This window comes from Paenibacillus sp. 2TAF8, assembly GCF_052114825.1.
GTDB lineage: Bacteria > Bacillota > Bacilli > Paenibacillales > Paenibacillaceae > Paenibacillus.
Genome location: NZ_JBFRFN010000013.1, coordinates 107,180 through 121,541 on the forward strand (window position 1 = coordinate 107,180; position 14,362 = coordinate 121,541).

A 14,362-nucleotide genomic window follows, 5' to 3' on the forward strand; every position below is an offset into this window, starting at 1 on the left:
AAGGCACAACGTAGATAAAGCCTGACAGGTTTATTATAGAAGGGACGGGATTAAACATGGGATTTTTTAAAAATCAGTTCTCTAACGTGGTGGAATGGGAAGAATTCAGAGATGATATGATCTTCTGGAAGTGGAGTAATCGTGAGATCAAGAAAGGCAGTAAGCTGATTATCCGCTCAGGGCAGGATGCCATTTTCCTGAATAACGGCAAGGTGGAAGGTATTTTTGAGGACGAAGGTTCGTTTAATATCGACTCGGAGATTATTCCGTTTCTGTCCACGTTAAAAGGGTTCAAGTTCGGATTCAACAGCGGTATGCGGGTTGAGGTATTGTTTGTGAATACCAAAGAGTTCACCGTACGCTGGGGCACGAAAAGTCCGGTCTTGATTCCAACACCACAGCTCCCAGGCGGCATGCCGATTCGGGCGAACGGAACGTTTAACTTTAAAGTGAGTGACTATGTGACTCTGATTGATAAAATTGCAGGCATCAAACAGAGCTACCTGGTCGATGATGTCAAAATCCGCATCACATCTGTGCTGGATCAGTTGCTGATGAAGTGGATCAGCCGTGAAGGCAAGGACATGTTCAATCTACAAGCGAATGCTTCGGATATTGCACGCGGTATTCAAGAGGATCTGGATATGCAGATGATGGATATCGGGATTGGTATTACCGGTTTCCAGGTGATGAGTTTCAACTATCCGCAGGAGATTCAGGATATGATCACCAAAACGGCCTCTCACGAGATGATTGGCAATCTGCAAAAGTACCAGCAGGTGAGTATGACGGACGGTATCTCCTCTGGTAAGGTACAGGGCGGCGGTGCTGCCTCGGATATGGCAGGTATGATGATGGGTATGAACATGGCAAATGAGATGATGAAAAACATGAACCAGAATAGCCAGAATTCAAATAATCAAAGCTCAAATAGCCAAGGTCAGCAGCAGCATAGTAATGCGGGTGCATCTCAGTCTTCTGGTGGTGATGGCAAAAAGCCAAACTTCTGTCCGAACTGTGGTGCCAAAAACGAAGGAGCCAATTTCTGTCCGAACTGCGGACAAAAGCTGGCATAGAGCATACAGATGATTGGGAGTATATCTGTTATCGGTACGTCCGTGTAGATCATCTGTAGTGTGTGATAGTTATGACTCGAGCAACGTCAGGATGGAATAGAGGAGTAGTTTAAAGGTTGGTTCTACAGGAATGATAACACCTGTGGGACTGACCTTTTTGATTTTAACGACATGTAAGCTCATGATTTAGCGAAAGGTAAGCTCTATTTTTACAGAAACAAAGTGTTGACAAGCGAAATAAAATAAATTATCTTTATATTAAGATATTTAATTTGAATGAAATTGACAGCAACACGAGCTGAAGAATATACTCAAATAAATATCTACAGTTGATTGATAGGAGGAGAGATCCAGATGATGATTCCAACATTGACACGAATTAATGAACTCGCGAGAAAAGCTAAAACGGGTGGACTGACGGAGATGGAGCAAGCAGAACAGACTCGCCTTCGCCAAGAATATTTGCAGACTTTCCGTGGTTCGGTCAACGACATTTTACTGAATGCCACCATCTACGATCCAAACGGCGATGACGTGACTCCAGATAAATTGAAACAAGAGCAGGCATCCAGACAGAATCCATAGGGTTTGTGCAGAAGCAGTAGGGGCACCAAACGTTCCCTGAATGAGAGGGCTAATACAACTACTGTACCATTAGTGCAGGTTTGAATTACGATTCTGCATGAGTGGTACAGATCATATATCTTAATTTAAAGATAATAGAAATTTAAACATAAAAAATAAATGAGTTTTTCAATCCAAGGAGGAAATAATCATGAACATTCAAACGACAGGCATCCACCACATTACTGCTTTTGCTGGAGATCCACAGGCTAACGTTGACTTTTACGCCGGAGTTCTCGGACTTCGTCTGGTGAAAAAAACAGTAAACTTCGACGCACCGGATGTATACCATCTGTACTTCGGAGATGAGCACGGCAGTCCGGGAACCATCATCACCTTTTTCCCGGCGGCAGGTTCACCACGAGGCCAGATTGGCGGCGGTCAAGTCGGCATCACCTCATATGTAATTCCACCGGGCTCTATAAACTTCTGGCAGAACCGTCTGGAAGGGTTTAATATCGAAGTGACCAGAACCCGCCGCTTCGATGAAGAATTGCTACAATTCGAAGATAGCGAAGGCTTGCGTCTGGAGCTTGTTGAGCGGGAAGAGGGCGCTGCGAACACTTGGGTGCAGGAAGGCATTCCGACTGAACATGCAATTAAAGGTTTTGGTGGGGCAGTGCTGTTCAGTGTGAACCCACAGCGTACGATGGATGCACTTGAGCGTATTCTCGGATTTGTGAAAGTGGACGAAAATGAAGAATATGCCCGCTTCCGTTCGATCGGTGATATCGGCAACATCGTGGATGTGCCTGTTACCCGTGTACCGCTGGGTATGGGTGGTGCAGGAACAGTGCACCATATTGCATGGCGCGCAGTCGATGATGCACAACATGCACAGTGGAGCGAAGCTGTACGTGAATACGGGTATCAGCCGACGCCAGTCCGAGATCGCCAATATTTCAACGCGATTTACTTCAGAGAAGCTGGCGGCATTTTGTTCGAAATTGCGACTGATCCTCCAGGCTTTGCCAAAGACGAACCAGCCGAAGCACTTGGGCAGAAACTGATGCTGCCAGAGTGGTTTGAACAGTACCGCACTCAGATCGAAAATAATCTGCAACCGATTCAGGTAAGAACACTTACTGCTGCAGCAACTGTGATGGAGTGAGGTAGAGATATACAAAGGATATGAGAAGGTTATTCTGTCCTCGAAGTGTATGTGTAAACACATTTGTTTCAACTAATATGAGACTAAACCAGAGGAGCATTGAGGGATGATGGAGAAAAAGGTCACCTGGCTGGAGCTGTTCTATGATTTACTTTTCGTCGCGGCAGTCTCCAAAGCAGGCCATGTCTTGTTACATGCCGAGCATGGTGTCGTTACGTTCGAATATCTATTGAAATTCGTGTTAATCTTCATCCCGGTATGGTGGGCATGGGTCGGTCAGACCTTATTTATCAACCGTTACGGTCAGGATATTCTGAGCCATCGGATTTTTCTCATCCTTCAACTGCTGTCCGTTCTCATCATGACGGCGAGTCTTTCTACTCATTTTGATGAACACTATCTGTCCTTCTTCATAGGTTACATCGGTTCCAGAGCGTTTACCGCAATTCAGTACCTGACGATCCACAAGTCGAAAAGCAAGCATCAACAGCAGGCTGCCCGTTTCCTGGGTTACTCATTTATCCTTGGCATCGTAATCTCATCGGGTTCCCTGTTCTTTGATTCTTGGGTGCGTTATGTGATTCTGTATGCCGGGATCGCCATCGATATTATTTTGCCACTACTAGGTCGTAAAAATCTGGTGAAAGTGCCTGTGCAGACCCATCATCTGCTGGAACGTTTTGCTCTCTTTACACTCATCCTACTCGGTGAATCTGTTGTCAGCATCATCGCGGTGTTGTCAGCCGATCACTGGGATCTGGAATCAATCCTGTTTGCTGTCTTCACATCCTTGTTTGTGATCGCTATGTGGTGGCAGTACTTCGATAACGTGGAGAAAAAAGTGAGCAAAGAGATGCAGACCGCCGGGCAGGCTATTATCTACGGGCATCTATTTATCTACATCTCCCTAAGTATGATCGCCGCTTCGATCCAACTGCTATACCAAAATTTGCTGAGCTATGAGTTTATGCTCGCGTTTGTATTTGGCTCGGTGTTGCTGTACTTCCTGTCGACAACACTTGTGTTTCATCGCTACAGACATCCGCATCTTCGCCTCGGGCCGCTCCATCTGATAATTATGGTAGGGTTGTTAGTTGCTTTTGTAGTGGTGGATCTGATCTACCATGTTCCCGGATATGTGATTATGGGTGAGAATATGCTGTTCTTTCTGGTGTATGCGAAGCTGACGACCTGACCTGTGTTTTTTTATATAAAAAGAGAGCCACGAACAGCCCTTGTTCGTGGCTTTAATATTTGTTATCTGAACATGAATATTTCTCATATATTTTCATGTCTGCAATCTGTTAAGATGGGAATAGGTACAAGTAAATCTGCCATATCCATGAAGTTAGTTCTATTTTTAAATGAGCTTAGTCGGGAAAAAAACGATATTAAGGTTATTTTGCCATCGTAGTAAATTGGGGTACGATCTAATCTTGTTTTATAAATAGCCGGTTCACAGATATGGAGATGACATTTCAGGAGGGAAATCACTTGAGTACAAATCTAATTGGTGTTCCATTGGAAGGGTTTGCAGAGTTTAGCCGTACAGTGGCTGCCGAAGGAGCAGTTTTACTTAAAAATGAAGGACAGGTGCTTCCACTTGGTCATTCCGAAAACGTTTCAGTTTTTGGCCGAATTCAAGTGGATTATTATCGCAGTGGTACAGGTTCAGGCGGGAGTGTTCATGTCGCGTACACAACCAATCTGCTGGATGGACTACGTAGCAAAAAGAACATCAACGTTAACGAAGACCTGGCAGCCGTTTATGAGAAATGGATCGAGGAAAATCCGTTTGACGATGGTGGGAAAGTCTGGGCAGCCGAGCCATGGAACCAGAGGGAAATGCCGCTTACAGACGAACTGGTTGCACAGGCTAGAAGTAAATCCAGCAAAGCCATTGTGGTCATTGGACGTACTGCAGGGGAAGATCAGGATAATGCAGATGCACCCGGAAGTTATCGTCTCACAGACGATGAAAAGGCAATGCTGAAGCATGTCACGAACCATTTTGAACATACGATTGTGGTACTTAACGTCTCTAATATTATGGATATGAGCTGGTTGAACGAAACGGTTCTACATCCGATTCAAGGTGTGATCTACTCCTGGCACGGGGGCATGGAAGGCGGTAATGCGATTGCAGACGTACTGGCTGGAGACGTGACACCAAGCGGTAAACTGACGGATACGATTGCTTATTCGATTGAAGATTACCCTTCTACAAGCAACTACGGAAATGAGTTTAAGAACCTGTATCAGGAAGATATTTATGTGGGTTATCGTTTTTTCGAAACGTTTCGACCTGAAAAGGTGCAATTTGAGTTCGGTTATGGTCTGTCTTATACGACATTTGCGATTCAAACCGAGGAAGCTCGCACGGTGAACGAGAACGGTGAGACATCGATCGAGGTTCGTGTGAACGTGACCAACTCCGGTACAACCTATGCAGGTAAAGAAGTGGTACAGGTGTATTATGAAGCACCGCAAGGGGAACTGGGACAACCCGTGAAGGCACTGGCCGCTTTTGGCAAAACAGGACTGCTACAGCCCGGCGATTCCGAGCTGCTAACGATCCGTTTCCCCGTAAATCGCATGGCTTCGTATGATGATGCGGGTGTAACTGGATATGCTTCTGCCTATGTGCTTGAAGCGGGAACGTACCGCCTGCATGTGGGTACAAGCGTGAAGCAGGTCGAACACGTTGGCATCGATGGCCAAGACGGCTATGTTGTGGACACGGTTCAACTGGTGGAGCAATTGCAGGAAGCGATGGCACCAACGGAAGATTTCACACGCATGAAACCGGGCATTCGCAAGGCAGATGGTTCGTATGAGCTGATTTACGTGGACGTGCCGAAACGTAAAGTGTCTATCGCGGATCGCATCAAGCAGAACCTGCCACAGACGCTGGAGCAAACGGGCAATCAGGGTTACAAGCTGAGCGACGTGAAGGCGGGTAAAGTCAGTCTGGAAGCCTTTGTAGCTCAACTGAGCGATCAGGATCTGGCTGCAATTGTGCGTGGGGAAGGCATGAGCAGTCCCCTGGTCACTTCGGGAACCGCATCGGCGTTTGGCGGTGTGAGTGACAGCCTGTTTAACTATGGCATTCCTGTGGCCTGTACGGCAGACGGTCCGTCCGGTATCCGTATGGATAGTGGGGAAAAAGCAACACAAGTATCTATCGGAACGCTGCTGGCGGCAACGTGGAATGCAGACTTGGTAGAAGAACTGTATGTGATGGAAGGACAAGAGCTGCTTCGCAATCAGGTGGACACCTTGCTCGGACCTGGACTTAATATCCGCCGCAGTCCGCTGAATGGTCGTAACTTCGAGTACTTCTCGGAAGATCCGCTGATTTCTGGTGTATTTGCCGCAGCATGTACGAAAGGCATTATGAAGGGCGGCTCTAACGCCACTCTGAAACACTTTGCCTGCAACAATCAGGAGAAACACCGTAGCAAAGTCGATGCCGTTGTATCCGAACGTGCTCTTCGTGAAATTTATCTGAAAGGATTCGAGATTGCGGTGAAAGAGGGTGGAGCGAACTCCATCATGACCTCTTACAATCCGATTAACGGACACTGGGCCGCATCCAATTACGATCTGAACACAACGATTCTGCGCGGAGAGTGGAACTTCGACGGCATTGTGATGACCGACTGGTGGGCCATTATGAACGATGTGGTTGAAGGCGGAGAAGCTGATCGCAAGTTCACGAACTGGATGGTTCGCGCTCAGAACGACCTCTACATGGTTGTGCCAAACTATGGCGCAGAGATCAACGGCTGGGATGACAATACAATGGAATCGCTCGAAAATGGAACCTTGACCCGCGGTGAACTACAACGCTCCGCGATCAACATCTGCAAATTCATCATGAACGCGCCGGTATCCTCACGCAAACATGAGATTGTGGAGAGTGTGGCTTCATTCCAGGCGAATGCATCCTTGTCTGCGGCAGATGTTCAGGTGCTGGCTGAGAATGCGAAGGTGAAACCTGAAGTAGCCGAACCTGTATATATGAAAGTGGATGAAGCAGGCCAATACCGGATTATTGTGCAGATCATGTCACCTGAGCCTGAACTGGCACAAAGTGCATGTAATGTGTTGCTGAATGGTCAGCTCGCTACGACGATTCAAACGAATGGTACAGAGGGCAAATGGATCAGACAAAAGCTGGTGAAAGTGCAGCTGGAGGCTGGGCTGTATGAACTCAAGCTGGACTTTACTAAACCAGGTCTGCAGATTGATTGGATTGAATTCAAGCAAGTGTAATTGGTTAGGTTAAGTAAATTGGGTTTAACTCTCTAAGCTCAATTGAGATAAAATTTTTATGTGAATTGGCTGTTGTTTGGCTGGAGGTTTGAAAGAAGAAGTGTAACCATACAGTGATAAAATCATTGTAGCGATATAAGGAAGGACACTGCGCGCAGTGTCCTTTTGTTGTCACCAGCGGAGCAGGCTGTTATGATCGAATTACGGGATCGTGGTCAAACAGAATAATGGAGTCAGGGGTGTGGTAACGATGAAGAGATACAATTATTTAAGTCCGATTTTGCTGATTGTCGTGGCATTAATCGTACGAGGACTAGTAACAAACGTGTGTATGCTGTTTGGATTGTCGCAAGAGGTGTCCAGCAATATTGCGATGCTTGCCATGATTATTGTGGCTTTGATTATGTTCAACCGTATGACAAAAGCCCGGCGTAGCAAGTAGATAGGTACGATATGTGATGAGTGAAGTAGATATAAACAAGCAATTTTGAAAGCCCTCTATTTTAATCAAGGGCGAGGAACATGGAGGACTGGAACAGGTCACCAATACGCTAGATATGATACAAAGACGATGCAGAGATTTTTTTGCCTCGTCTTTTTTGCGTCATATGTGAGAATCTCTTTATACACAAAAAAAGAAACGGCACAGGACTTTTCCTATGTCGCTTCACGATTCAGATTTCATTTTTATGTTAGTTCTGCGTGTGAGCTAAACTTACGACATTGCTCTTGAAAACCATTTGTCTTGGATGGAGAAAGTAGTGTGAATATATTAAGTTCTTTTTTCATGATCTAATCGCCGACGAAATACCAAAGCCGAGACAGCAAATATAATAAAAGATAATGTTGAAGCAGCAGTAACCATCTTTAACACATTTCCTATCGGTGGATTAAACCATAGAGCAACAGAGAAGATTAAAACGGCACCAGTTAAACCCATTCCCAAAATGGAAAACGCTAAAATTCTGTTCATCAAATCACCTCATATATACAGACGCAAATAAGAGGGGGACAGTTTCCTTTTTATTTTGTTTAAAACTCCAAAATAATAGTATAACCACCTATATGTACGACACATATGTACAACACACTGTGACAAAAAATTCTACATACTAAGTACGAGAATCCAACATAAAAGTATATCTTGTCCTAAATCGCTTGGTCGATTGTCGTAGTTCCAGTCCTCAAGCATACGTCAAAAAGTAAATTACACTTGCATTGCGTTGGTATGCTACAGAGATTGGGGAGATAATTTCAAAGAAGTCTTATTCACGAGTCTTGACGTTCAACACCTAACGTTTTAGACTAAACACATAATTGAATAACGAATACAATAACAAAAATAACAATAATGAAATAAGGGTCGAAATATTTATAAGGGTATAAGAAAGTAGAAGAATCAAAGCTATCATTGTAATAAATCACTTAAAACCAACAAAGCATGAAGTTCATGGAAGCCGTGGGAACCTAGACTCGTTTTAACTGCATTAAGATAGTTTCCCGTCTTTATTACTCCATTCTACAGGAGGCTCGCTCATGACGATTAAGGCTGAGAAACAGTATGTTTTTCGGGAAGGGCAGCATTTTCAGAGCAGTCATGCATCTACGGTTGCTGTTTTGCCAACTGGTTTAGTTATTGCGGCTTGGTTCGCAGGCTCGTATGAAAAATCCAGCGACACCGCTATCTGGATGGCTATTCAGGAGCAAGATGGCTCGTGGTCAACGCCGCGCAAAGTAGCGGATGAAGAAGGCATTGCCCATTGGAACCCGGTGCTGTATGCACATGGGGGTTCACTTGTTCTCTTTTACAAGGTGGGACACGAAATTACAGACTGGCATACTCGCATCATGCGCTCGGAGGATGGTGGACAGACGTGGACGGCTGCTCGTGAGTTAGTTCCTGGGGATGTGGGTGGTCGTGGCCCGGTGCGCAATAAACCTGTGCAGCTCGCAAACCGAACAATTCTGGCTCCGGCCTCCATTGAGCGATTGGATATGGAGAATCCGGGCAAACAGGTATGGGAAGCTTTTGTTGATATTTCAACCGATGAAGGCACGACATGGACGAAAAGTGAACCCGTGCCAATGAACCTGTCTGCTTATGTGGGGGCGGATCATTGGATTGCTAAAGGTCTGATTCAGCCTACTCTATGGACTTCAAGTGCGGATGATGTACATATGTTGCTTCGCAGTACGGAGGGGAGGGTTTTCCGCAGTGACTCGGTGGATGGTGGCAGGACATGGTGTGAAGCTTACCCGACAGAACTGCCAAACAACAATAGCGGAATTGATGTCACACGGCTGGAGAGTGGCTTGCTTGCACTCGTCTACAATCCCGTGAGCGGATATGCGACAGAGAGTCCCCGGACACCACTGGTGGTTACTTTTTCGAATGACAATGGTGCGAGCTGGGGAGATGAATGGGTGCTCGAAGATGAGCCGGGCGAGTATTCTTATCCTACCATCGTATCTCAGGGGCAGAACCTGTACATCTCGTATACGTGGAAAAGAGACCGGGTTGCGTTCTGGAAACTGAACGTTCAAACATGGGAATAAGCAAGGGCCGCAGAAACGCTGATCAAGCGTTTATTCGGTCCTTTCTGTCGTGGTTACTTGTGGGGAGGTGTTCCTATGAATAGGCGAGTTAACAACATAAAGCCAATATTGGAAGTCATAGCGGTGGACGCGGCAGATGCCCAAGCGGCTGAACAGGGGGGAGCCGATCGGATTGAGCTGGTATCGGCTATGTCCGAAGGTGGTCTTACGCCAGGCTATGGGCAGATTGAACAAGTCGTATCCAAGGTATCGATTCCGGTGTATGTCATGATAAGGCCTCATAGTCGCTCGTTCTGCTATAGCGCTGATGATCTTCAAGTAATAATCCAAGACATACGTGTGGCGCGGGAGCTAGGTGCCGCAGGCATCGTGATTGGAGCTCTCACCGATCAGGGAGAAGTGGATCGCTCCTTTTTACAAACTTGTCTGTTAAGCGCTCAGGGGCTGGGAGTTACGTTTCATCGCGCCATCGATTCGAGTGCATATGTGGTGAGAGCGCTGGAGAGCATTGGTAGCATCAATGGAGGGAGTGAGGGTAAGGGCAGGTTTGAGTATGAGAGGGAGATGAAGAACAAGAACAAGAACAAGAGCGAGAGTGATAGTGAAAGTAAGGACAGGAGTAGTAGCGAGAATAACAGCAAGGACAAGAGTGAGTGTGAGAGTAATAGCAAGGGTGAGAGCAAGAGTGCATGTGTGAGTAAGAGCGAGGAGAGTGTCGTTGAGCGTGTGCTTACATCGGGAGGCAAGCCTACTGCCCCTGAAGGTTTGCTCGAACTACAGCAGTTACAGGAGATGGGACAGACATTAAATATATCGATTATGGCGGGTTCGGGTGTCACGATTGAAGGGATTTCAACCATCGTGAGCCGAACGTGGATTACCGAGATTCATATGGGATCGGGCGTGCGGCGTGGAGGCAGTTTCGATCATCCTGTAGATGCTCAGCTTGTCGCTCAGGCTAAAGCAATGTTGATTCGTGCAGTACAAGAGCTGCGGTAATGGTAGCCATTGTGTGGGTGTATTCGAAGTATCCAACATAGCGGCGGCTATAGAAGCGGATGAATAGCTATATAAATTGAACTAAAGATTTTACACAGTCCACTCCGATGACAGAATAACCTTTCAATCGCTGTTATCCCCAGATTTTATGGATTTCCTTTTCCAAAGGGGAAAACCCGGTGATAAAGGCGAACGCTTCGCTTTTCCAGGTTTTTTCTGTCCTCTTCGTTAACGTGTAAAAGAATAGTTCAACTTATATAGAACAAAAAGTAATAAAAGCACTGAAAACAAAATGCACCTTTCATATAAGGGAGTGGGAAGCCATGAACTCAAAGCTTTCACCAGCACCAGCGGATTGGATTAAAAAGGCGGCACAAATCACTCCGTCCGAGCGCCAAATGAGATGGCAGGAGATGGAGTTTTATGCTTTTATTCATTTTACAGTGAACACATTTACGGATCGGGAGTGGGGGACGGGCGAGGAAGACCCGGCGATCTTTAACCCTATTGAACTACAGGCAGGACAATGGGTGAAGGCGTGTAAGGACGCAGGCATGAAAGGGCTGATTTTGACATGCAAACATCATGATGGATTCTGTCTGTGGCCCAGCCGTTATACAGATCATACAGTCGCAGCAAGTCCATGGCGAAATGGCTCTGGTGATCTGGTTCGAGAAGTTGCCGATGCTTGTCGTGACGCCGGGTTGAAATTTGGGGTGTATCTCTCACCCTGGGATCGTCATGAAGCATGTTATGGGGATTCGGAGCGGTATAACGCCTTTTTTCTTCATCAATTGCGCGAACTGCTGACGAACTACGGTGATATCTTCTGTGTCTGGTTTGATGGAGCATGTGGCGAAGGGCCCAATGGGAAAAGGCAGGTCTATGACTGGGACGCCTATTACGCGCTCATTCGTGAGCTCCAGCTAGAAGCGGTCATTTCGGTTTGTGGCCCGGACGTACGCTGGTGTGGCAATGAGGCAGGACATACGCGCGAATCGGAATGGAGCGTTGTACCGGCGCATATGCAGGATAATGAGAAGATTCAGGAGCAGTCGCAACAGGTGGATGATGGAGCGTTTGCGAGGAAAATCAACACACAGGACCATGATCTGGGGAGCCGTGACGTCATTCGTGACTATGCTGATCAGCTGGTGTGGTATCCTGCCGAGGTGAATACCTCGATACGTCCGGGCTGGTTCTATCATGCGAGTGAAGATGATCAGGTCAAAACGCTGGAGGAACTACTCTCCGTATATTACGGCGCCGTGGGCGGCAACGCGTGTTTTTTGCTTAACCTGCCACCAGACAAGCGTGGTCTGATTCATGAAAATGATGTCCAGCGGCTGCGCGAGTTAGGTTCGGTGTTGCGCACAACGTTCAGTGAAGACTTGGCGCAAGGTGCACAGGCGAAGGCTTCGGAGACGATGGACGAAGCACATGCAGCTTCACAAGTGCTAAATCCGGATGGAGAGCGCAAACCAAAAGCTTATTGGTGCCCACGCGAAGGAACAGAGCACGCGTGGATTGAATTGCTTTTGCCGGAAGAAAAGACCTTCGACCATGTGATATTGATGGAGCATATCCAATCGGGGCAACGGATCGAACGATTCACGCTGGAAGTATGCGGTGAGGATGGTCGGTGGCAGGACATATATGCTGGAACGGTGGTTGGATATAAGCGAATTTGCTGTTTTCCAAAAGTCACTGCAAACCGGGTTCGGCTGACCATTCAGGAGTCCAGATGGTGTCCAACACTATCGAAATTTAGCTTATTTTATAGTGAACGGGAGGGCATGTGAGATGACGGTACTGACGGTTCAGGGGTCACAATTCATACTGGATGGAGAACCGATTCAGATTCTATCAGGAGCCATTCATTATTTCCGAGTGGTGCCCGAGTATTGGGAAGATCGGTTGCTGAAGCTGAAGGCCTGCGGATTCAACACGGTGGAGACCTATGTGCCATGGAATATGCATGAGCCGCAGCCGGGAGAGTATTGTTTTGAAGGTATGGCGGACGTGGAGAAGTTTATACAGCTTGCGGGGAGCCTGGGGCTGCATGTGATCGTTCGTCCAAGTCCTTACATCTGTGCGGAGTGGGAGTTTGGCGGATTGCCGTCCTGGCTGCTTGCGGATGACCATCTGCGACTCCGTTGCAGTGATTCGGCGTTTCTGGCGCATGTGGATCGATATTACGATGTGCTTTTGCCCAAATTAAAACCCCTTCTGAGCACCTTAGGCGGACCCATTATTGCGTTGCAGGTTGAAAATGAATATGGCAGCTTCGGGAACGATGCAAGTTATCTGCAATATTTGCGAGATGGTATGGTGCAGCGGGGTATGGATGTGCTCCTGTTTACCTCGGATGGACCAACCGATCATATGCTGCAGGCTGGTTCCGTGCCAGGACACTTGGCAACAGTTAATTTTGGGTCGGGAACAGAGTGGGCGTTTGCCAAGCTGCGTGAATATCAAGCGGAGGAACCGCTTATGTGTATGGAGTTTTGGAATGGGTGGTTCGATCACTGGGGCGAGTCACATCATACCCGGGAAGCAGCAGATGTAGCCAAAGTACTGGAGGAAATGTTAGAGACGGGCGCATCGGTGAACTTCTACATGTTCCATGGCGGTACGAATTTTGCTTTTTATAATGGTGCGAATTGTCAGCAGAAGGATCAATATGAACCGACTATCACAAGTTATGACTATGACTCTCTGCTTAGCGAATCGGGTGAACCGACAGCGAAATTTTATGCGGTCAGAGAGGTTCTCTCACGTTATAGAAGTTTTGAAAAACAGGACGGTTACTGTGAAGAGAGAGATTTAGTTTTACCAGAGTCTATGGGGACAGCCGCTTACGGCAGAGTTGAGATGGCGCAGCACGCTAGTTTGCTTCAGCAACTGAATGCACTGGCTGTTCCAATGCACTGTACAAATCCGGAGCCGATGGAGAAGCTTGGGCAGGATTACGGATTTATCAGCTATCAGACCTCTATTTCCGGGCCAAGAGAGCGCCAGGAGTTGGTCGTTCAGGAGGTACGTGATCGGGCACTGGTGTTTGTAGATGGCCTTTTACAGGGAGTACTGGAACGTGGAAATCCCACGGCGACGATATCCTTTGAAGTACCCGCGGAAGGCGCAGAGTTGCTCATTCTTGTTGAGAATATGGGGCGGATCAATTATGGGCCGTATCTGAGAGATCCGAAGGGAATCACAGAAGGTGTGCGGCATGGCTTTCAGTTTTTGTATGATTGGACGATTCATTGCTTGCCGATGACCGATCTTTCGGGCTTATCCTTTGCTGTGCTGTCTGAGCTGGAGAGCAGCGCAAGAACAGTTAAAGAGGAGCCATTTTTTTATCGAGGAAGTCTTCATATTGAGGATGTGATGGATATAAAGGATACCTTTCTTCGTCTGGAAGGCTGGACAAAAGGGGTTGCATTTGTAAACGGATTCAATCTGGGTCGCTACTGGAATAAAGGCCCGCAACAGACGTTGTATGTCCCTGCGCCTCTTCTCCGTCAAGGGGAGAATGAGATCATTATATTTGAGCTTCATGGGACGGCAGATGCCGCTGTCATGTTCGTGGATCAGCCGGATTTGGGCTAGAAAAGGAAAATCGGTGAGCCATGCGATTATTGGCAATTGCTCTATGGAATGGAACACGGTATATGTTGGGTATGGACACCCATCACAGGAGAGGGAGAGGATGAGG

11 protein-coding genes are annotated in these 14,362 nt (G+C 47.0%); 10 read left to right on the forward strand and 1 reads right to left on the reverse strand.

Annotated features, from left to right (window positions below):
- Positions 1–56 precede the first annotated feature (56 nt).
- From AB4Z30_RS19475 to AB4Z30_RS19500, 6 genes are all read left to right on the forward strand, one after another.
- Entirely contained in the window at positions 57–1,076 is a 1,020-nt protein-coding gene (locus AB4Z30_RS19475; RefSeq protein WP_441929149.1) for an SPFH domain-containing protein, read from the forward strand.
- A gap of 357 nt (positions 1,077–1,433) precedes the next feature.
- Complete coding sequence (locus AB4Z30_RS19480; RefSeq protein ID WP_441929204.1) at positions 1,434–1,661, forward strand: DUF896 domain-containing protein; 228 nt, start codon at positions 1,434–1,436, stop codon at positions 1,659–1,661.
- A gap of 190 nt (positions 1,662–1,851) precedes the next feature.
- Complete coding sequence (locus AB4Z30_RS19485; protein ID WP_441929150.1) at positions 1,852–2,811, forward strand: ring-cleaving dioxygenase; 960 nt, start codon at positions 1,852–1,854, stop codon at positions 2,809–2,811.
- A gap of 106 nt (positions 2,812–2,917) precedes the next feature.
- Positions 2,918–4,006, forward strand: a complete 1,089-nt coding sequence (locus AB4Z30_RS19490) for a low temperature requirement protein A (RefSeq protein WP_441929151.1) — start codon at positions 2,918–2,920, stop codon at positions 4,004–4,006.
- 275 nt (positions 4,007–4,281) lie between these two features.
- Positions 4,282–7,089, forward strand: coding sequence for a glycoside hydrolase family 3 C-terminal domain-containing protein (locus tag AB4Z30_RS19495; RefSeq protein ID WP_441929205.1), 2,808 nt, complete (start codon positions 4,282–4,284; stop codon positions 7,087–7,089).
- 250 nt (positions 7,090–7,339) lie between these two features.
- Entirely contained in the window at positions 7,340–7,531 is a 192-nt protein-coding gene (locus tag AB4Z30_RS19500; RefSeq protein ID WP_441929152.1) for a hypothetical protein, read from the forward strand.
- Between the two features lie 330 nt (positions 7,532–7,861).
- Here AB4Z30_RS19500 and AB4Z30_RS19505 read toward each other — a convergent pair whose 3' ends face one another.
- Positions 7,862–8,062 (reverse strand): hypothetical protein, encoded by a 201-nt coding sequence (locus AB4Z30_RS19505; protein WP_441929153.1) that lies wholly within the window; start codon positions 8,060–8,062, stop codon positions 7,862–7,864.
- Between the two features lie 563 nt (positions 8,063–8,625).
- Between AB4Z30_RS19505 and AB4Z30_RS19510 the strand changes: the two genes are divergently transcribed.
- From AB4Z30_RS19510 to AB4Z30_RS19525, 4 genes are all read left to right on the forward strand, one after another.
- Positions 8,626–9,645, forward strand: a complete 1,020-nt coding sequence (locus tag AB4Z30_RS19510) for a sialidase family protein (protein WP_441929154.1) — start codon at positions 8,626–8,628, stop codon at positions 9,643–9,645.
- 75 nt (positions 9,646–9,720) lie between these two features.
- Positions 9,721–10,644, forward strand: coding sequence for a copper homeostasis protein CutC (locus AB4Z30_RS19515; protein ID WP_441929155.1), 924 nt, complete (start codon positions 9,721–9,723; stop codon positions 10,642–10,644).
- 323 nt (positions 10,645–10,967) lie between these two features.
- Entirely contained in the window at positions 10,968–12,446 is a 1,479-nt protein-coding gene (locus AB4Z30_RS19520; protein WP_441929156.1) for an alpha-L-fucosidase, read from the forward strand.
- Between the two features lies 1 nt (position 12,447).
- Positions 12,448–14,256 carry a beta-galactosidase gene (locus AB4Z30_RS19525; RefSeq protein WP_441929157.1) on the forward strand — a complete coding sequence of 603 codons (1,809 nt, stop codon included), beginning with the start codon at positions 12,448–12,450 and terminating at the stop codon, positions 14,254–14,256.
- The last annotated feature ends 106 nt before the right edge of the window (positions 14,257–14,362 follow it).